Origin of the sequence: Vibrio sp. 10N.286.48.F5 (assembly GCF_041469785.1) — a bacterium.
In the GTDB taxonomy this organism is placed as follows: domain Bacteria; phylum Pseudomonadota; class Gammaproteobacteria; order Enterobacterales; family Vibrionaceae; genus Vibrio; species Vibrio crassostreae_C.
Map to the genome: position 1 here is coordinate 45686 of NZ_JBFRLG010000019.1, position 18263 is coordinate 63948.

The window sequence follows — 18263 nt, forward strand, 5'->3', positions numbered from 1 at the left end:
CTTTTAATCGCCATTTAATGATAATGAGTGCAAGCCGTTTTAATTAGGCACTGTTTATTTAGCCAAGCGTTTGGAAGCAATTTATGCATATTCATATCTTAGGAATTTGTGGCACCTTCATGGGTGGTGCTGCGGTATTGGCTCGTCAATTAGGTCACAAGGTTACGGGTAGTGACGCGAATGTTTACCCACCAATGAGCACCTTGTTGGAATCACAAGGGATTGAAATTATTGAAGGGTTCGACCCTAGCCAATTAGAACCAAGGCCAGATCTCGTGGTTATCGGTAACGCAATGAGCCGCGGTAATCCGTGTGTTGAGTATGTGTTGGATAACAACCTTAGATACACCTCTGGTCCTCAGTGGTTGCAAGAGTTCTTACTGCATGACCGTTGGGTGTTAGCGGTATCGGGAACGCACGGTAAGACCACGACATCAAGCATGTTGGCTTGGATCTTGGAAGACTGTGGCTATGCACCGGGCTTCTTAGTTGGCGGAGTGTTGGGTAACTTTGGTATCTCTGCTCGCCTTGGTGAAAGCATGTTCTTCGTGGTAGAAGCCGACGAATACGACAGTGCTTTTTTCGATAAACGATCTAAGTTCGTTCATTACCACCCAAGAACCTTAGTGATGAATAACCTAGAGTTTGATCATGCGGACATCTTTGACGATCTTGAAGCGATTAAGCGACAATTTCATCATTTGGTGCGTACTGTGCCAAGCAATGGTCGCATTTTCTCACCTAAGCAAGACAGCGCTATTGAAGATGTTCTAGCTCGCGGTTGCTGGAGTGAAACTGAATCGAGTGGCGAGCAAGGCGACTGGGATGCCAAGAAACTGGTCAAAGATGGCTCTCAATTTGAGGTTTACTTCCAAAATGAATGTGTTGGAACCGTAAATTGGGATTTAGTGGGCGACCACAACGTAAATAATGCTTTGATGGCGATTGCAGCTGCACGTCATGTGGGCGTGACACCTGACCTTGCTTGTGAATCACTAGCTACCTTTATTAATACTAAGCGCCGTTTGGAGTTTAAAGGCGAGGTGGCAGGTGTGTCTGTTTATGACGATTTTGCTCATCATCCAACGGCGATTGAACTTACGCTCGGGGGATTACGTAATAAGGTCGACACTAAGAAAATCATTGCCGTTTTAGAGCCTCGTTCTGCCACCATGAAACGTGGTGTGCACAAAGAAATACTGGCTGATTCGTTGAAGCAGGCGGATTCTACCTACTTATTCCAACCGGATAACATTGATTGGTCAGTTCAAGATGTTGCAGACGCTTGTCACCAACCGGCACACGTGAGTGATGACATGGATGCATTCGTTGCTAAAATTGTCTCAGAGGCACAAGCTGGCGACCAAATTTTGGTAATGAGTAATGGTGGCTTTGGTGGCATTCATCAAAAACTGTTGGATGGATTGGCACTCAAAGGCTAACGGCATCCACGACCTTATAATTTGAAGTAATTGAGAACATGACAAAACACGATAAAGCGATAACCCTTGCTTTCACTGGCGCATCTGGTGCGCCTTATGGCCTGCGTTTACTTGAATGCCTTTTGGCAGCCGACTATCAGGTCTACTTGCTGATTTCATCGGCAGCGCGAGTGGTATTGGCGACCGAGCATGAACTTAAGTTACCTGCTGGGCCAGATGCGGCGAAACAAGCTTTGGTTAAACATCTTGGCTGCGACCCTGAGAAGCTGGTGGTGTGTGGCAAAGATGATTGGTTCTCGCCGGTTGCCTCTGGTTCAGCAGCGCCGAAGCAGATGGTCGTTTGCCCATGTTCCGCGGGAAGCTTGGCTTCGATTGCACATGGATTGTCGGATAACCTGATTGAGCGAGCAGCAGACGTAGTCATGAAAGAGCGAGGACAGCTGTTGTTGGTGGTTCGCGAGACGCCATTTTCGACGCTTCATCTCGAGAACATGCACAAACTTTCGACCATGGGCGTAACGATCATGCCTGCAGCTCCGGGTTTTTATCATCAACCCAAGTCAATTGAAGATCTGGTCGACTTTATGGTGGCGCGTATTCTAGATCACCTTGGTATCGAACAAGGTTTAGTGCCACGTTGGGGTTACGATCAACGTAATTGATCCAAACTTGATAGCTTATTGTTAAAAATCAAATTACAATTCTGAACACTCATCGGGGAGCGAACCATTCAAATAATGAATGCGAGCTGAGATCAAGCAGGTGCTTGGGACCCGTAAACCTGAACCAGATAATGCTGGCGTAGGAATTGAGTTAGGAACAACCTCTACCGTTCTCCTCCCTCAAACCTGTGCCGCTCAGACCATGGAGAGCGTCCAGTGAAATTCACATTAACTACCCTTGCTGTTACTACAGCTATTTCTTTTTCTGCCTTTGCTGCAGACAACACTTTGACTGTATACACCTATGACTCTTTTGCTGCGGATTGGGGCCCTCGCCCTGCCGTTGAAAAAGCATTCGAAGAGAAGTGTGGTTGTGATGTGAACTTTGTCGCGCTTGAAGATGGCGTGTCTATTCTTAACCGCTTGCGTCTCGAAGGCGGCAACAGCAAAGCTGACATCGTATTAGGCCTAGACAACAACCTAATGGCTGAAGCGAAAGCGACGGGCTTATTGGCTGAGCATAATGTTGATACGTCATCGGTAACGCTTCCTAATGGTTGGAACGACAGCACTTTTGTACCCTATGACTTTGGCTACTTTGCTTTTGTTTACAATAAAGAGAAACTGGAAAACCCGCCGAAGAGCTTGAAAGAACTGGTTGAGCAGCGTGATGATCTTAAGGTCATCTACCAAGATCCACGTACATCAACACCAGGCCAAGGCATGATGCTTTGGATGAAATCAGTATACGGTGATGAAGCGACAGCAGCATGGAAGAAGCTTGCTCAGAAAACAGTGACTGTAACCAAAGGCTGGTCTGAAGCTTACTCAATGTTCCTAGAAGGCGAGTCGGATTTAGTCTTGTCTTACACAACGTCTCCTGCTTACCACATTATTGCTGAGAGCGATTCTAAGTACGCAGCGGCAAGCTTTGAAGAAGGGCATTACACTCAAGTGGAAGTGGCCGCCAAGGTTAAAGGCAGTAAGAACGAGAAACTTGCTGATGAGTTTATGGCGTTTATCCTAAGTGATGAATTCCAAACGGCGATGCCAACAGGTAACTGGATGTACCCAGTGACGGATGTTGAGTTACCAAAAGGGTTTGAGCAACTTACGGTTCCTCAGAAAGCGCTGAGCTTTAGCTCAGAAGAGATCGCCGAGAAGCGTAAGCCATGGATTCGTGAATGGCAGAGTGCACTTACTTTTTAATTTGCTTTTAAAAAATTAGCTTTCTAACTTTCTGTATTTAAAGGTTTGTTCGATGTTAACTGAGCGAACCATTTACGGTAAAAAACAATCTATGATAAAGAAAACACCTAAGGTTGGGATTTGGGTAGCGATACTCATTACTGCCTTCGTGGTTTCAGCAGTTGGGGCATTGCTTAGCAATGCCCCTTCTCTTGATATCAGCCAAGTATGGTCCGATCCTTACTATTGGCATGTAACGAAATTCAGCTTTTATCAAGCGACACTCTCAACAGTGCTGAGTGTTGGCTTTGCTATACCTATTGCTCATGCGCTGTGTCGTAGACAATTTTTTGGACGCGCTTTGTTGTTAAGGCTGTTCGCGTCGACCTTAGTCCTGCCAGTGTTAGTGGGTGTATTTGGCTTACTTGCGATCTATGGCAATAGTGGTTGGTTAGCTAAGTTTTTGGCGAACTTCGATATTGAATTGCCATTTTCCATATACGGATTGAATGGTATTTTGCTGGCGCACGTTTTCTTCAACTTGCCTTATGCCAGTCGCTTACTTCTGCAAGCGTTAGATACCGTGCCTGCCGAGCAACACAAGCTTTGTGCTCACTTGGGTATGAGTCATTGGAACAAATTCAGATGGGTTGAATGGCCTCGCTTAAGACAGCAATTACCACATGTGTGTGGCTTAGTCTTCATGTTGTGTTTTACCAGCTTTGCTACCGTGATGGCGCTAGGCGGTGGACCTAAATCAACCACTATCGAGCTCGCTATTTATCAGGCGATTAAATTCGACTTTGACCTTCAAGCTGGTGCCTTGCTCGCGATATGGCAAATGCTGCTGTGTGGTGTGCTAGCGGTGAGCATTCAACGCCTATCGAAGCCTATTTCAGTGACGGCCAGTCAGCTGTCGGAAGAGAAATATTTGGTTAAGGACAGCTGGTGGTCAAAAGCTTGGGATAGCTTTTGGATCATCATAGTCTCAATGCTGGTATTGCCGCCATTAGCTATGGTTATCGTCAGTGGAATTAACTCGCAGGCATTAACCGTACTCAGCAGCGAGCCGTTTTGGGCGGCGTTAATGACCTCGGTTAAAGTCGCGTCATTAGCAAGTGTTATCGCAGTTGGTATTGGTATCGCCATACTACTGACTAGCCGAGCATGGCGTTTACAGAACAAGAATTTTCGAGCCGATAAAATCGAGCTGATTGGCACTATTATCTTGGTGACTCCGGGGCTGGTGATCAGTACGGGTATCTTCTTATTACTGCGTTCATTCACCGATGTATTCAGTTTAGCTTTCTTTATCGTGATTGCCGTCAACAGCTTAATGGCGCTGCCTTACGTAATTAAAACCCTAGCTCAACCTATGCTGCATTTGTCTCAGCAGTACCAGTATGTGTGTGCAAGCTTGGGTATGACAGGTTTCACGCGTTTTAGGTTAGTGGAGTGGCGAGCATTGCGTAAGCCGATGGCGCAAGCCTTCTCGATTAGCTTTATGTTGGCGATGGGTGACTTAAGCGCGATTGCTTTGTTTGGTAGCCAAGATTTTAGAACTCTGCCTTTGTACCTATTCCAATTGTTAGGCAGCTATCAAATGGAAGCGGCGGCGGTAGTTTCTGTGAGCTTACTGTTATTGAGTGTCGGCAGCTTTAGCTTAATAGAATTCTTATTTACTCGAAGATCTAAGCTCGATGCTAAAGAATTAAGGAACCGATGATGTTAGTGATGAAAGATGTGGATTACCACTATCACAGAGAGTTGTTTAGCTTTGATTTTCAAGCTGAGCAGGGCGATATTGTTGCGCTTATGGGGCCGAGTGGTGCGGGTAAGTCTACACTGTTGGCGCTAGTTGCTGGTTTCATCGAGCCTACATCGGGTGAGATATCAGTGGCTGGGCAGTCGCTTATTGGTAAAGAAGCACATCAGCGTCCGTTGGCGATGTTGTTTCAAGAGCACAACCTGTTTGCTCACCTTACGGTGCGAGAAAATATTGGTTTAGGTCTGCATCCAGGTTTAAAGCTTACTGCAACCCAAAAGCAAGCTGTGGAGCAAGCCGCAGCGCAAGTTGGCGTCGCTGAGTATTTGGATAGGTTGCCTGAGCACTTATCCGGCGGTCAACGCCAGCGTGTTGCGTTAGCGCGTTGTTTTGTCCAACCTCATGATATTTGGCTGCTTGATGAACCTTTCTCTGCGCTTGATCCTTTGCTGCGTGAAGAGATGCTTAGCTTAGTGAAGCGATTAGCGGCAGAGCGAAATATTACGGTCTTGATGGTGACTCACCATTTAGGTGACGCACGCAGTATCGCGAATAAGTTTGTGTTTGTGGCGCTAGGTAAGGTGTTGGTTGAAGACTCGATAGAGGCACTGACGGCGGATCATCCACAGACAGAATTAAGCTCATTTGTTAAAGCGGGTGAGTGACGACTCATCACTCCTGTGAGTATTTATTGATATTGAGTGCTTCTTGATATCGAGTACGTCAAAAACAAAAAGACCTAGCATGTGCTAGGTCTTTTATTCACTCTATGAGTAAAGCGAGATAACGATTAGTCTTCTAGCTTTAGCTCTTTTAAGATTTGGAAGATTTCACGAGAAGCCTTTGCTGGCTTGTTCGCTGATTTCTCTTTGTTAGCTTGGCGAGCTAGCTGACGAAGACGCTGACGGTCTGCTTCAGGGTACATGTCCATGACTTCTGAAATGGCAGCATCGCCTTCAGCAACAACGCGATCACGCAGTTGCTCAAGCTTGTGCAGTTCAGCGGTTGCTTGCGAGTGCTTGTTACGTACTTTATCCAAAGCCGCTTGAATTGGCTCAGGATCAACATTGCGCATTACTTTACCAATGTATTGAAGTTGACGGCGCTTCGCTTCATTTTTAAAGCGTTGTGCATCTTTAATCGCTTGTGCCAAATCTTCAGACAGAGGAAACTTGTCTAATACAGAAGGCTTCAGGGAAACAAGTTCTTCCCCCAGTTTTTGTAGCGCTTCCATGTCGGTTTTCATTTCTGTCTTACTTACCCAGATGATTTCTTCTTCTGGTTCCCATGGGGCTTTTTGGTTTTTGCGAGCCATCTTTTCTGCCTATGTCACTATCTCAAACGAATATATTGCCTATTTTAGCAAGAATCTTGGGGAGAAAGCGAAATTCTTGTTATCCTACGTAATATTGACCTAAAAAATTAGAATAGATATGGATGTAAAACAGCAAGTCGCCCAGCAAAGAGTTGAGCTAGAAGCCGCAGTAGCTAAAGCGTTGGATATGGCATCAGTGAGTGCAGACGCAGCTGAGGTCGCTATTACTAAGTCAACGGGTTTAAGTGTTTCAACACGTATGTGTGAAGTGGAAAACGTTGAATTTAATAGTGATGGTGCGCTAGGTATTACTGTTTATCGCGGCCAGAAAAAAGGCAGCGCATCTACATCTGATCTGAGTGAAAAGGCGATTGCTCAAACCGTCGCGGCCGCACTTGATATTGCTCAGTACACTTCTGAAGACCCATTTGCCGGTCCTGCGGCAAAAGAATACATGGTAAAAGAAATTCCAGATTTGGATCTTTTTCACCCTGATGAACCAAACCCTGACTATGCCGCTGAGATTGCGATTGCTGCTGAGAAGCAAGCGTTAGCTTATAGCGATAAGATCAAACAGAGTGATGGCGCAAGCTACGACAGCCACTATGGCGTTAAGGTTTATGGTAACAGCCATGGCTTACTAGCAAGCTATGCTTCTAGTCGTCATAGCACGAGCTGCTGTGTAATTGGACAAGGCGCTAACGGTGAGATGGAGCGTGACTACAGCTACACCGTTGCACGTCACCGTGACGAGCTGTGGACGCCTGAGCGTGTGGGTCAAGAAGCTGCAGAAAAGACCATTAGCCGTTTGGATGCGAAAAAGCTACCAACAGGCCAGTACCCAATTATGTTCGCTAATGATGTGGCAACTGGCTTGATTGGTCACCTTGTTATGGCGATCAGTGGCGGTAACCTTTACCGCAAGTCGTCATTCCTATTGGATCATCTCGGTCAGAAAATCCTACCTGACTGGTTTAACATTTCTGAGCGACCACATATCTTGCGTGGTTTGGCTTCAAGCCCATTCGATAGCGAAGGTGTGTTCACTCAAGATCGTGAAATCATCACTGACGGTGTGCTAGCAACTTACCTACTAACGAGCTATGCCGCACGTAAGATGGATATGACGCCAACCGGTCATGCTGGTGGTATTCATAACTGGTTCGTTAAATCGACCGGTCAAAACTTTGAGCAGATGCTAAAAGAGTTGGGTACTGGCTTCCTAGTCACTGAAGTGATGGGCCAAGGCGTAAACACCGTAACGGGTGATTATTCACGTGGCGCTGCAGGTTTCTGGGTTGAAAACGGAGAGATCCAATACCCAGTATCAGAAGTAACAATCGCAGGTAACCTAAAAGACATGTTTACTCAGATTGTTGCTGTGGGTAACGACGTAGAAACACGTTCGCAAATTCAAACGGGTTCTATCCTGCTTGAGTCGATGAAAGTCGCGGGTGAGTAATTCAATTAAAGCGAATCTGATGAATTAAAAAAGGGAGCCGTGGCTCCCTTTTTGTTTTCTGTATTTCGCCAAAAATTGGCTAACTGCTTATGCTAACTAGATCAGTATGGTCGCTAAGCCTAGGAACACCGATAGGCCAATAACATCGGTTACTGTGGTCAGTGCCATACCGCCAGCAAGGGCTGGATCGATATTCATCTTCTTCAACATCACTGGGATAGTTACACCAGCAATACCTGCGACAATCAAGTTGGTCATCATCGCCGCTGAGATGATGCCTCCCAGTATCCAGTTACCTTTCCAAGCCACCACGATACCACCAATGATAACGGCCCATAGAACGCCGTTTAGGAAGCCGATGGCCGCCTCTTTGAGTAGTAGTTCGCGTTTGTTACTGTCACCGATATGACCGAGTGCCAAACCACGAATCACCAGAGCAACGGTTTGGTTACCCGCAACACCCCCCATCGAAGGCACGATAGTCATCAGAACCGCAATCGCTGCCATTTGATCGAGCGTTGCTTCAAACATGTTTGATACAGATGCTGCCGCCAGTGCTGCGAGTACGTTAGCACCAAGCCACACACTACGACGACGAGCAGATTTTACGACCGGTGCGAAGGTATCTTCGTCATCGTCCATACCCGCCATACTCATCATTGAGTGTTCGGCATCTTCACGGATAACATCAACCACGTCATCGATGGTGATACGACCAACAAGGTGCTGGTTACTATCGATGACAGGCGCAGAAACCCAGTTACGACGTTCAAACAGGCTCGCGATATCTGACGCACTGGTTTCTACCGCGATCGCTTCGTCGGCATCATCCATCACTTCTGAAACAGGGACATCAGGTTGAGTCGTTACTAGCGTGGTAAGTGATAGGTTACCGATAAGACGTTCTTCTTCATCAATAACATACAGAGCATCAGTTGCATCCGGCAGTTCGCCACGCATACGCATGTAGCGCAATACAACGTCAACATCGACATCACCACGAATCGTGATTACGTCGGTGTTCATGATCGCACCCGCTGAATCTTCAGGGTACGACAGGGCAGTTTCAACTAATGCACGATCGACGGAGTCCATTTGAGAAAGGACTTCGCGAGAAACATCGTCGGGTAGGCTTCGAAGTACGTACGCGACGTCATCGGTTTCCATACCTTCGGTTGCTTCTGCCAAGGTCTCAGGTGCCATTTTCGACACAAGAGCATCTTTGACGTCTTCGTTTAGTTCATCAAGAATTTCACCGTAGTCTTCAGGATCGGTGAGTTGCCAGAGTACGTCACGACTTTTGCGAGGGGAGGCTTCTAAAAGGTGTGCAATATCTTCAGGCTCCATGTCCTGAAGTTGTCGGCGTACGTGAACAAATCGGCCGTTTTCTAGGGCTTCGCTGACTTCTTGGAGGGTTTGGTGAGCTTGGTCGAATTCTAATTGCTCTGCCATATTTTCCTCCTATCTCATTATTCTTACAATGCTTGGAATAGTAACTTAATTCTAGGGCTTATTTAAATCATAAACTTAGGTAGAACTAAGATTTAATATAGGTTGGTTCACCGTTTGAGTTTGCGGTGTTGTGAGTAAAGCGTCTTAGCTACTCACCCTCATCAAATTTATCTTCGATAAGGTGGCAAACGGCATCAAGTGCTTGTTGTGAATCAGTACCCGAAGCTTGAATCGTGATGTGTTGGCCTTGGGCTGACTCCAGCATCAATAGTCCCATTACGCTGTCTGCGGTGGCACTTTTATCTTCTTCACTATGAATTGTGATAGTGGCATCAAAGCTTTGTGCAAGCTCAACCAACTTTACGGCCGCTCTAGCGTGAAGACCCAAACGGTTTTGGATCAGTACAGTTCGAGTTAATTCCATGGTTAGCCCTGTTGGTGCGTCTCTAAAGAGGCATGTCTGATTTGAACTTGATGACCAAGTTGTTCGAAGTACTCACCAATTTTCTGGGTTAGATAGACCGAGCGGTGTTTGCCGCCAGTACAGCCAATCGCGACCGTTAGGTAACTGCGATTGTTCTTCTCTAACATTGGTAACCACTGTTCAACAAAGCCTTGGATCTGTTGCTTGAGTTCCAGAACTTCTGAGTGTTCTTCTAGAAAGGAGTGAATTGGTGCATCTAGCCCGGTTAGTGGTCGTAGTGCAGGTTCCCAGTGAGGGTTCGGCAAAAAGCGAACATCAAACACGTAGTCGGCATCACTTGGCAAGCCATACTTAAAACCGAAAGATTGAAAGACGATGATCAGCTCTTGCTTCTCTTTGCCTTCAACTTTAAATCGAACCTTTTCACTCAATTCGTAGAGGTTGCAGTCACTGCTGTCGATCACAATGCTGGCGTGCTCTGCGAGAGGTGTCAGAAGTGTCTTCTCTAAATCAATCGCTTGCTCAAGAGAGAGCTTTTCTTGGCCAATTGATAAAGGGTGGATTCTGCGGGTTTCGCTGTAGCGCTTAAGGAGTGTCTGCTTGCTGGCATCGAGGAACAATACATCAACATCGATGTTTGTAGCTGACTCGAGTTGCTCGAGCGTGTCGGTGACTAACTGAGGCTCTTTCGGTAGGTTACGTATATCAATACTTACCGCAACGTTTTGGTTGCTTTCGCGTACCGATTCGACAAAGTTGTTGAGCAGGTTTACTGGTAGATTATCGACACAGTAATACCCCAAGTCTTCTAGGACTCGTAACGCAACACTTTTACCGGCCCCTGATTGGCCACTAACCACGATTAATCGCATGTTATTGCTCGCAAGTTGGCACTTGAATCATGATGTCGTAAAGCTCTTGATCGCTCTGAGCATTACGCAGCTGTTTAAGAGTCTGCTTGTCGTTTAGTCGTTCTGCCATACAAGAAAGGGTTTTTAGATGCTCTTTGCATTGTTCGCTAGGAACAAGCAGGGCAAATAGTAGGTCGACAGGACGATTATCAATCGCATCAAATTCGATAGGATCTTGGCATTGCAGTAATACAGCTATCGCTTTATCACTGACATTCATACGAGCATGGGGAATCGCGATACCATTACCAATACCGGTACTGCCCATCTTCTCACGGCTCAACATACACTCAAATAGCTCTGTTGAATCTTGACCGCAGCTCTCAGCTGCTATCTGGCTGATGAGCTCAAGGGCTCTTTTTTTGCTTGTGCATTGGACTGCACTTTTGGTGCAGTCCAATGAAAGTACTTCGCTTAATTGCATGTTAGTGACTACTTAGCTTTTCTTTGTGCTTGTTGAGTTGGCGGACGAGTTTATCAACCAATGAATCAATCGCGGCATACATGCTTTCATCTGTTGCTGTCGCATGGATTTCCCCCTGATTTATATGCAGGGTAGCTTCTGCGATTTGATTGATTTTCTCAACTTTTAAAACAACCTGAACGCTATTGATATGATCAAAGAAGCGCTCAAGTTTGTCGAATTTGGTGTGAACATAGTCTTGCATTGAATCGGTAAGATCAACGTGATGGCCTTGAATATTGATTTGCATAGACTTTCCTTTTCAGTTGGTTGCCTGATCATAGTTGCTAAGTAACTAGCGACTAAATGAGCTTATAGCAGGCGTTTACGCTGACTCGATGGGGCAATGCCCAGAGACTCACGGTATTTCGCTATGGTACGTCTAGCTACCTGAATTCCTTGGTCAGCCAGTAAAGCAGCAATCTTACTATCACTTAGAGGCTTCGCGGTATTTTCCGCTGCGACAAGCTTCTTGATGAGTGCGCGAATTGCTGTAGATGAACATTCACCGCCATTGTCAGTGCTGACATGGCTTGAGAAAAAGTATTTGAGCTCGAAGATGCCACGTGGCGTATGCATGAATTTTTGAGTCGTCACACGAGAGATCGTGGATTCGTGCATATCAACAGCTAACGCAACATCATTAAGAACCATTGGCTTCATCGCTTCTTCGCCATGTTCGAAGAAATCACGCTGATGTTCAACAATGCATCGCGCAACTTTGAGTAGCGTCTCATTTCGGCTCTCTAGGCTTTTAATTAACCACTTTGCTTCTTGCAAATTTGAGCGGATGTATTGATTGTCGGCGCTGTTGCCTTTACTGCCCAGATCAGCGTACTGCTGATTCACTTTCAACTTAGGCACGCTATCAGGGTTAATGGTCACTAACCATTTGCCAAGGTCTTTGAAGACAGATACATCTGGAACCACATACTCAGTTTCATCCGGAGTAATCTTACTGCCAGGACGAGGGTCCAGCTGTTGAATCAGTTGCAAAACTTCACGTAGTTCTGCTTCTTTCAACTTGGTCTCTTTGATAACCAGTTTGTAATCGCGATTGCCGAGTTGGTCGATATGGCTAGTAAGTACTAACTTAGCTTCGTTAAGCCAAGGCGTATCTTGGGGAAAGGTTGCCAGTTGCAGTAACAAGCAATCTTGCAGGTTGACTGAACCGACACCTAGCGGATCAAACTGCTGAATTCGTTTACGTACCGCTTCAATTTCATCAAGCTCGATCTCTTCATTGTCGAAGTTTTCAAGGATGTCTTCACAAGTTACAGTGAGGTAGCCGTAGTCGTCGATGGCATCGATTAATGCAAAAGCGATGCTTCGGTCGGTGTCAGTGAATGGCGTTAAGTCGAGTTGCCAAAGTAGGTAATCGTGCAGGCTTTGAGTGGTTTCGCCTTGATAAACCGGCATGTCGTCATCAATCGCAATACCCGTGTTACCGGTGTTCGCGCTGTAGACGTCTTCCCAAGTTGTGTCGATTTCTAGTTCGTTGCCAATCTCTGATTTTTCGATTAAGTCTGAGCTATCAGGTAAGTCTTGCTCTGTGGCTTCAACAGTTTCTTTTTCGTCACTGCTAGGTTTTTCTTCCGATGTTGGCGTATCTTCATTGCCTTCTTCGACATCGAGTAGTGGGTTAGATTCAAGTGCTTCTTGAATCTCTTGCTGCAAATCTAAAGTAGACAATTGCAACAAACGAATCGCTTGCTGCAATTGAGGAGTCATTGCTAACTGTTGGCCTAGCTTAAGTTGTAATGAGGGTTTCATTCAGTGTGACTTACCTAGTTATTATTCTTAGAACTCTCGATACTCTCTATATAATCATAGACGGAATTGTTCGCCTAGATAAACTTGTTTAACTTGTTCGTTATTGAGAACATCTTCAGGAGTACCCTCAGCGATCAGGTGTCCTTGGCTTACGATGTAAGCTTTTTCACACACGTCTAATGTTTCACGAACGTTGTGGTCGGTAATCAAAACACCCAAGCCGCGATCACGCAGGTGAACAATGATTTTTTTGATATCGATTACTGAGATCGGGTCAACACCGGCGAATGGTTCATCCAATAGAATGAACTGCGGGTTTGCTGCTAGTGCACGAGCAATCTCTACACGACGACGCTCACCACCCGACAGAGCCATACCATTGCTGGTGCGGATATGTTGGATGTGGAACTCTTCTAGCAGGTCTTCCAGCTTATCTTGGCGTTGTTCGTTGGTCATTTCATCACGGGTTTGTAAAACCGCCATGATGTTGTTCTCTACGGACAACTTACGGAAAATCGATGCTTCTTGAGGCAGGTAACCGATACCAAGACGAGAGCGGCTGTGCATTGGTAAGATACTGATGTCTCGGTCATCAATGCTGATGGTACCTTCATCACGCGCCACCAAACCAACAATCATATAGAAAGATGTGGTTTTACCTGCACCGTTAGGCCCAAGCAGACCGACGATCTGGCCTGACTCTACCTGTAAGCTTACATCGGTAACAACCTTACGTTTACTGTAGGTTTTCGCTAGGTTTTTTGCTTTAAGAACAGCCATCGTTACTTATTCACTTCCGTTGGTTGTAAAACCGTTGACACTCGTTTGTTTTCACCACTGTCAGCGACTAATTTCTGAGAACCGATCTGGTAAGTGATCTTAGAACCGCGAATGATGCTGCCATCTTGAGATAACATCGCATTCTTAGTCATGATCAGTCGGTCGGCAACAAGCTGGTAGTGCAGGTCGTCAGCTTCACCGTAGAGTGTCTTACCGTCGTCAGTAAGCTGAGAGAAGGTTGCTGGCTTACCGAAGCCTTGAATTTCTTCAATCTCACCGTTTACGGCGTTACGAGTAACAATAACCTTATCGGCATTGATATTGATGCTGCCTTGTTTAAGGTTCACATCACCAAGGAAAGTCACTTGGTTACTTTTCATATCCAATTGCTGGCTGTCTGAGTCAATGTAGACAGGTTGCTCACTATCCGAAGACAGAGCATAGACATTAGGTGCCGCAAGGGTCAAAGCGAATAAACTAAGGTGTAAGAGTTTCATATCTACCTTGAACAGAATTAAAGAGGGTTGCATTGTTGGTACCGAAGTTACCTTTCATTGCTTGTCCCTCAGTTTCAAAAAATGTACCGATCATATGGACCGGAGTCTCTGAATAAAAATCTCGGCTAGGCAGCTCAACAACCATTTTATCTGTGGTCATTGTATCGAAGCTGGCTTCTGGCAACAGGTTCTTTGCCACGACGTTGTCATAAAACGTGACAACTTGATTCTCATCCATAATCGCGCGATCAGCGGTGACTTGCCATTCAATCGTGTGCCCTTCACGGAATACCGAAAGAACTGGGTTTTGAAAGTGCGTATCGCCAACTACTGAGTAGTGTTCTAAATACGTCGATTCAACCTGATAGCTGCGAATACCGCTTTCGTCGTAGCTAATGTTGTTCAGGCTTTTGCCACTAAACGCGGGCAGCTCCAAATTTGGAGCCACTTGTATCGTTGATGTTTGCTCTTTGTCGTACAAGTAATAGGTCGACCAAGAGGCAATAAATATGAGTATTAAATAGATAATACGAGTAAAACTCATATGCTTAAACCTTTATGCACGTCGAGTTCATTTCTTGCTTGTAAAATAAGGTCACAGACTTCACGTACCGCGCCATGACCACCGTTAATGGTTGTCACGTAGTTTGCACGCTTTGCAAGTAGCGGGTGCCCATCTGCCACACAGACCTTCAAGCCAACTTTTTCCATTACAGGCCAGTCAATCAGATCGTCTCCGATGTAACCTGTATTTTCAGGGTTTACAGAAAGCTTATCGCAAATATCTTGGTATGCCTTAACTTTATCGTCTTGACCTTGATAAATCAGCTTAATGCCTAGAGCGGTCATACGATTCTCAACAATTTGAGATTTGCGACCCGTGATGATCGCGATTTCAATGCCTGCGTTCATCAGTGATTTGATACCGTAACCGTCACGAGTGTGGAAGGTTTTCAGCTCTTCACCGTTGTTGCCCATGTAGATGCGACCATCAGAGAAGACACCATCGACATCGCAAATCAGCAGTTTGATCTCTTTTGCAATTGCAAATACATCTGAATTAACAGTGCCGTATAGAGTTTCGACTGTCTGTGTCATTACATTACTCCTGCTTTCAGTAAGTCATGCATGTTTAACGCTCCGACTAATTTACCTTCTTGGCATAACATCAGGCCATTGATGCTCTTCGCTTGCATCAAGTTTAAGCCCTCAACCGCGAGCATGTTTGGCTCGGCTACCGTCGGGTTTAGCGTCATCACATCACCGATCTGCGTGTTATGGATATCAACGCGTTTGTCTAAGATACGGCGTAAATCACCATCGGTAAAAATACCGGCCATTTGGCCATCTTCACCAACGATTGCTGTCATGCCTAAGCCTTTCTGAGATATCTCTAGTAGAGCGTCTCTTACTAGTGCGTCGGGTGCTACAACAGGAAGTGAATCGCCTGTGTGCATGATGTCGTCGAGCTTCAACAGCAGCTGACGACCTAAAGCGCCACCAGGATGAGACAGGGCAAAGTCTTGAGCGGTGAAGCCTCGAGCCTGCAAAAGTGCAACGGCTAATGCATCACCCATGACCAAAGTCGCCGTGGTGCTTGTTGTTGGTGCTAAGCCCAGCGGACAAGCTTCTTCCGGTACTGAAATTTGTAAATGGATATCAGACAGGGTTGCCATGTTTGATGCTGGCTTGCCTGTCATGCTGATGATCTTGATGCTCAGACGCTTTAACACAGGAAATAGGCTGAGGATTTCTCCCGATTCGCCGGAGTTGGATATTGCAATCACAATATCACCAGGTTCGATCATGCCTAAGTCGCCATGCGCCGCTTCGCCTGGGTGAACAAAGAAAGCCGATGTCCCGGTACTTGCCAATGTTGCTGCGATTTTGTTGCCAATGTGGCCTGATTTACCCATGCCCATCACAACGACTTTGCCTTTGTTGTTCAGGATAAGGTCGCAAGCTTTACAAAAATCATCATTAAAATATTGGTCTAATTGAGTGAGACCTGCAACTTCGGTTTCCAAAACTTGTTTTGCAACGCTGCGGTAATCAAATGGCTGAGACATCAAATACTCCAAGTACGGGAAGTTAAATCAACAATTAAGCCGACATGTTCATTAATAGGTAACTTTGGTAGGCCACGAACGTCACAATTAACACGCCGCCTTCAATACGATTCACACTACGAGATTTTCCTAGTGCCATCACAACAAGTAGTAGCGATACGCCTAGCATTACCCAGAAGTCACGACCCATAGCGAACTCGCTCAAGATCGAAGGGTTTAGGATGCCCGGGATACCCATAACAGCAAGGATGTTGAATACGTTTGAACCAATGATATTACCTACAGCCATATCATCTTCACCCTTCATAACGCCGGCTAGTGATGCTGCAAGTTCAGGAAGGCTAGTACCAACAGCAATGATGGTTAAACCAATGACAAGGTCGCTCATGCCGAAGAACTTCGCGATGATCACAGCGTTATCTACCAGCATATCAGCAGCTAAAGGTAGGACGATTAGACCAATCACGACCCACATTGCAGCCTTAGGGTTACTTACGCCTTCAGGGATCTCTGATTCTTGCTCATCAAGGAAAGCATCGCCGTTCTTTTTCTCGCTGCGGCTGATTTGCAACATAGCAAACAAAAACGCGGCAAAAAGAACAAACAACAACACGCCTTCATAGAAGCCTAAATGGTTATCCCACAATAGGGCGCCCGCTAGCAGAGTGACACCGATCATTAATGGTAGTTCACGACGAATCACGCCTGAGCTAATCGATAACGGCTTGATAAGGGCTGTAATACCTAAAATCAGCGCGATGTTGGCGATGTTAGAGCCCAGTACGTTGCCTACAGCTGTATCTGTTTTGCCATCAAGGGCTGCTGTCGCAGAAACCATCATTTCAGGAGCCGAAGACCCCATTGCTAAGATCGTCATACCGATAACTAGTGGTGAAATACCGAAGTTGCGAGCAAGAGCAGCGGCACCGTAAACCAGCTTATCTGCACTCCACACCAAAAAACCTAGACCGATAATAAGAAACGCAATCGCTTCAAGCATGATGATTCCTAAAAAATTAATAAAAACGGAGAATTAACCGCTAATTTTGACCTGTTGCTAGATAAAAGGGAAGTCACTCGGCAAATTAATTACCAGTTAGCAGGCAAGAAAGAGAGATCAATAGATAATTTCCTAATGCTTTCAAATCCCTGCATAGATTCCTGTTTAATATGAATTAATTGAACAGTGCTTTTAATTCTAAAGTAGACTCATTATTATTGCAGCCATAATTGGCGTTTTTTAAAGCAAGGAAACAACAAAAATATGTTGAACACTGAGCTTGTGAAAGTTAAGAACCTCAGCTTCTCACGCGGTGACCGCGTTATCTTTGATGACATCAGTTTAGAGGTGCCTCAAGGCAAGATAACCGCCATCATGGGGCCGTCTGGGATCGGCAAAACGACTTTACTGCGTTTGATCGGTGGGCAACTGCCGCCAGATGAAGGCGAAGTTTGGTTTGATGGTGACAATATCCCTGCATTATCACGTCGAAAGCTATATCAAGCACGTAAGAAAATGAGCATGCTATTCCAATCGGGTGCGCTTTTTACGGATCTCAATGTCTTTGATAATGTGGCGTTTCCGCTGCGAGAGCACACTGAACTTAATGAAAAATTCATTCGTACCATCGTATTACTTAAGCTTGAAGCGGTAGGATTACGTGGTGCTGCGCAATTGATGCCGAGTGAGTTGTCTGGCGGAATGGCTAGGCGTGCCGCACTGGCGCGCGCAATCGCACTGGATCCAGAACTTATCATGTACGATGAGCCGTTTGTTGGCCAAGATCCCATCACCATGGGCGTATTGGTTGAATTGATACGAAATCTCAATCAAGCCTTGGGCTTAACCTCGATTGTTGTTTCTCACGATGTGCCAGAGGTGATGAGTATTGCTGATTGGGTTTACCTCATGGCAGATAGCAAGATTATTGCCGCTGGAACACCTGATGAGTTGTACAACAATAGCGATCCGAGAGTGCAGCAATTTTTGCAAGGCGAAGCCGATGGTCCAGTACCATTTAGATTCCCTGCGAAGAGCTTAGAAAAGGATTTGTTTTAAT

Annotated in this window: 20 protein-coding genes and 1 riboswitch; of the genes, 7 read left to right on the top strand and 13 right to left on the bottom strand. The window is 45.7% G+C overall.

The window, feature by feature from the left end:
* Positions 1 to 83 precede the first annotated feature (83 nt).
* From mpl to thiQ, 5 genes are all read left to right on the top strand, one after another.
* Positions 84 to 1442 carry a UDP-N-acetylmuramate:L-alanyl-gamma-D-glutamyl-meso-diaminopimelate ligase gene (mpl, locus tag AB4185_RS12735; RefSeq protein WP_065584318.1) on the top strand — a complete coding sequence of 453 codons (1359 nt, stop codon included), beginning with the start codon at positions 84 to 86 and terminating at the stop codon, positions 1440 to 1442.
* A 38-nt stretch (positions 1443 to 1480) separates the two neighbouring features.
* Positions 1481 to 2104 carry a flavin prenyltransferase UbiX gene (locus tag AB4185_RS12740; RefSeq protein ID WP_016787846.1) on the top strand — a complete coding sequence of 208 codons (624 nt, stop codon included), beginning with the start codon at positions 1481 to 1483 and terminating at the stop codon, positions 2102 to 2104.
* A gap of 43 nt (positions 2105 to 2147) precedes the next feature.
* Positions 2148 to 2267: riboswitch (TPP riboswitch) on the top strand.
* A gap of 53 nt (positions 2268 to 2320) precedes the next feature.
* The gene (gene thiB, locus AB4185_RS12745) at positions 2321 to 3313 is read left to right on the top strand and encodes a thiamine ABC transporter substrate binding subunit (protein ID WP_229647438.1); all 993 of its coding nucleotides are present in this window, start codon (positions 2321 to 2323) and stop codon (positions 3311 to 3313) included.
* Positions 3314 to 3404: 91 nt separating this feature from the next.
* Positions 3405 to 5018: a thiamine/thiamine pyrophosphate ABC transporter permease ThiP gene (thiP, locus tag AB4185_RS12750; RefSeq protein WP_017058907.1), complete on the top strand. Its 1614-nt coding sequence runs from the start codon at positions 3405 to 3407 to the stop codon at positions 5016 to 5018.
* Positions 5018 to 5722 (top strand): thiamine ABC transporter ATP-binding protein, encoded by a 705-nt coding sequence (thiQ, locus tag AB4185_RS12755; RefSeq protein ID WP_017071293.1) that lies wholly within the window; start codon positions 5018 to 5020, stop codon positions 5720 to 5722. The genes thiP and thiQ overlap by 1 nt, the downstream gene beginning before the upstream one ends.
* 125 nt (positions 5723 to 5847) lie before the next feature.
* On the opposite strand, the gene yjgA is transcribed toward thiQ, so the two are convergent.
* The gene (gene yjgA, locus AB4185_RS12760; protein ID WP_017069408.1) at positions 5848 to 6372 is read right to left on the bottom strand and encodes a ribosome biogenesis factor YjgA; all 525 of its coding nucleotides are present in this window, start codon (positions 6370 to 6372) and stop codon (positions 5848 to 5850) included.
* 118 nt (positions 6373 to 6490) lie between these two features.
* On the opposite strand from yjgA, the gene pmbA reads away from it, so the two are divergent.
* Entirely contained in the window at positions 6491 to 7834 is a 1344-nt protein-coding gene (gene pmbA / locus AB4185_RS12765) for a metalloprotease PmbA (RefSeq protein ID WP_017058910.1), read from the top strand.
* Between the two features lie 96 nt (positions 7835 to 7930).
* Here pmbA and mgtE read toward each other — a convergent pair whose 3' ends face one another.
* The 12 genes from mgtE to AB4185_RS12825 form a co-directional block, all read right to left on the bottom strand.
* Positions 7931 to 9286 (bottom strand): magnesium transporter, encoded by a 1356-nt coding sequence (gene mgtE, locus AB4185_RS12770; protein ID WP_017058911.1) that lies wholly within the window; start codon positions 9284 to 9286, stop codon positions 7931 to 7933.
* A gap of 148 nt (positions 9287 to 9434) precedes the next feature.
* Positions 9435 to 9710 (bottom strand): HPr family phosphocarrier protein, encoded by a 276-nt coding sequence (locus tag AB4185_RS12775; protein ID WP_008220439.1) that lies wholly within the window; start codon positions 9708 to 9710, stop codon positions 9435 to 9437.
* A 2-nt stretch (positions 9711 to 9712) separates the two neighbouring features.
* On the bottom strand, positions 9713 to 10582 hold the full coding sequence (rapZ, locus tag AB4185_RS12780) for an RNase adapter RapZ (RefSeq protein ID WP_372135518.1): 870 nt from the start codon (positions 10580 to 10582) through the stop codon (positions 9713 to 9715).
* 1 nt (position 10583) lies between these two features.
* The gene (gene ptsN, locus AB4185_RS12785; protein ID WP_004738707.1) at positions 10584 to 11045 is read right to left on the bottom strand and encodes a PTS IIA-like nitrogen regulatory protein PtsN; all 462 of its coding nucleotides are present in this window, start codon (positions 11043 to 11045) and stop codon (positions 10584 to 10586) included.
* A 1-nt stretch (position 11046) separates the two neighbouring features.
* Positions 11047 to 11334, bottom strand: a complete 288-nt coding sequence (hpf, locus tag AB4185_RS12790; protein ID WP_009847742.1) for a ribosome hibernation promoting factor — start codon at positions 11332 to 11334, stop codon at positions 11047 to 11049.
* A 62-nt stretch (positions 11335 to 11396) separates the two neighbouring features.
* The gene (locus AB4185_RS12795; protein WP_017058913.1) at positions 11397 to 12857 is read right to left on the bottom strand and encodes an RNA polymerase factor sigma-54; all 1461 of its coding nucleotides are present in this window, start codon (positions 12855 to 12857) and stop codon (positions 11397 to 11399) included.
* Between the two features lie 54 nt (positions 12858 to 12911).
* Positions 12912 to 13637 (bottom strand): LPS export ABC transporter ATP-binding protein, encoded by a 726-nt coding sequence (gene lptB, locus AB4185_RS12800; protein ID WP_004735304.1) that lies wholly within the window; start codon positions 13635 to 13637, stop codon positions 12912 to 12914.
* Between the two features lie 2 nt (positions 13638 to 13639).
* The gene (lptA, locus tag AB4185_RS12805) at positions 13640 to 14134 is read right to left on the bottom strand and encodes a lipopolysaccharide transport periplasmic protein LptA (protein ID WP_017058914.1); all 495 of its coding nucleotides are present in this window, start codon (positions 14132 to 14134) and stop codon (positions 13640 to 13642) included.
* A complete protein-coding gene (gene lptC, locus AB4185_RS12810) occupies positions 14115 to 14678 on the bottom strand; it encodes an LPS export ABC transporter periplasmic protein LptC (RefSeq protein ID WP_004735306.1) in 564 nt (187 codons plus the stop codon). Before lptC ends, lptA begins: the two co-directional genes overlap by 20 nt.
* Positions 14675 to 15232 carry a 3-deoxy-manno-octulosonate-8-phosphatase KdsC gene (gene kdsC, locus AB4185_RS12815; protein WP_017058916.1) on the bottom strand — a complete coding sequence of 186 codons (558 nt, stop codon included), beginning with the start codon at positions 15230 to 15232 and terminating at the stop codon, positions 14675 to 14677. Before kdsC ends, lptC begins: the two co-directional genes overlap by 4 nt.
* Positions 15232 to 16203 (bottom strand): arabinose-5-phosphate isomerase KdsD, encoded by a 972-nt coding sequence (gene kdsD, locus AB4185_RS12820; RefSeq protein ID WP_017058917.1) that lies wholly within the window; start codon positions 16201 to 16203, stop codon positions 15232 to 15234. Before kdsD ends, kdsC begins: the two co-directional genes overlap by 1 nt.
* Positions 16204 to 16237: 34 nt before the next feature.
* Positions 16238 to 17203, bottom strand: a complete 966-nt coding sequence (locus AB4185_RS12825) for a calcium/sodium antiporter (protein WP_017063737.1) — start codon at positions 17201 to 17203, stop codon at positions 16238 to 16240.
* A gap of 264 nt (positions 17204 to 17467) precedes the next feature.
* Here AB4185_RS12825 and mlaF point away from each other — a divergent pair, with 264 nt between their 5' ends.
* Complete coding sequence (gene mlaF / locus AB4185_RS12830; RefSeq protein WP_017058919.1) at positions 17468 to 18262, top strand: phospholipid ABC transporter ATP-binding protein MlaF; 795 nt, start codon at positions 17468 to 17470, stop codon at positions 18260 to 18262.
* Position 18263 lies beyond the last annotated feature (1 nt).

Coding starts and splice junctions, on each gene's coding strand:
- ptsN (WP_004738707.1), bottom strand. CDS start 11,045: ATGCAATTAAGCGAAGTACTTTCATTGGACTGCACCAAAAGTGCAGTC.
- yjgA (WP_017069408.1), bottom strand. CDS start 6,372: ATGGCTCGCAAAAACCAAAAAGCCCCATGGGAACCAGAAGAAGAAATC.
- pmbA (WP_017058910.1), top strand. CDS start 6,491: ATGGATGTAAAACAGCAAGTCGCCCAGCAAAGAGTTGAGCTAGAAGCC.
- hpf (WP_009847742.1), bottom strand. CDS start 11,334: ATGCAAATCAATATTCAAGGCCATCACGTTGATCTTACCGATTCAATG.
- mpl (WP_065584318.1), top strand. CDS start 84: ATGCATATTCATATCTTAGGAATTTGTGGCACCTTCATGGGTGGTGCT.
- kdsC (WP_017058916.1), bottom strand. CDS start 15,232: ATGACACAGACAGTCGAAACTCTATACGGCACTGTTAATTCAGATGTA.
- thiP (WP_017058907.1), top strand. CDS start 3,405: ATGATAAAGAAAACACCTAAGGTTGGGATTTGGGTAGCGATACTCATT.
- AB4185_RS12795 (WP_017058913.1), bottom strand. CDS start 12,857: ATGAAACCCTCATTACAACTTAAGCTAGGCCAACAGTTAGCAATGACT.
- lptA (WP_017058914.1), bottom strand. CDS start 14,134: ATGAAACTCTTACACCTTAGTTTATTCGCTTTGACCCTTGCGGCACCT.
- lptC (WP_004735306.1), bottom strand. CDS start 14,678: ATGAGTTTTACTCGTATTATCTATTTAATACTCATATTTATTGCCTCT.
- rapZ (WP_372135518.1), bottom strand. CDS start 10,582: ATGCGATTAATCGTGGTTAGTGGCCAATCAGGGGCCGGTAAAAGTGTT.
- thiQ (WP_017071293.1), top strand. CDS start 5,018: ATGTTAGTGATGAAAGATGTGGATTACCACTATCACAGAGAGTTGTTT.
- lptB (WP_004735304.1), bottom strand. CDS start 13,637: ATGGCTGTTCTTAAAGCAAAAAACCTAGCGAAAACCTACAGTAAACGT.
- AB4185_RS12775 (WP_008220439.1), bottom strand. CDS start 9,710: ATGGAATTAACTCGAACTGTACTGATCCAAAACCGTTTGGGTCTTCAC.
- AB4185_RS12740 (WP_016787846.1), top strand. CDS start 1,481: ATGACAAAACACGATAAAGCGATAACCCTTGCTTTCACTGGCGCATCT.
- mlaF (WP_017058919.1), top strand. CDS start 17,468: ATGTTGAACACTGAGCTTGTGAAAGTTAAGAACCTCAGCTTCTCACGC.
- AB4185_RS12825 (WP_017063737.1), bottom strand. CDS start 17,203: ATGCTTGAAGCGATTGCGTTTCTTATTATCGGTCTAGGTTTTTTGGTG.
- mgtE (WP_017058911.1), bottom strand. CDS start 9,286: ATGGCAGAGCAATTAGAATTCGACCAAGCTCACCAAACCCTCCAAGAA.
- kdsD (WP_017058917.1), bottom strand. CDS start 16,203: ATGTCTCAGCCATTTGATTACCGCAGCGTTGCAAAACAAGTTTTGGAA.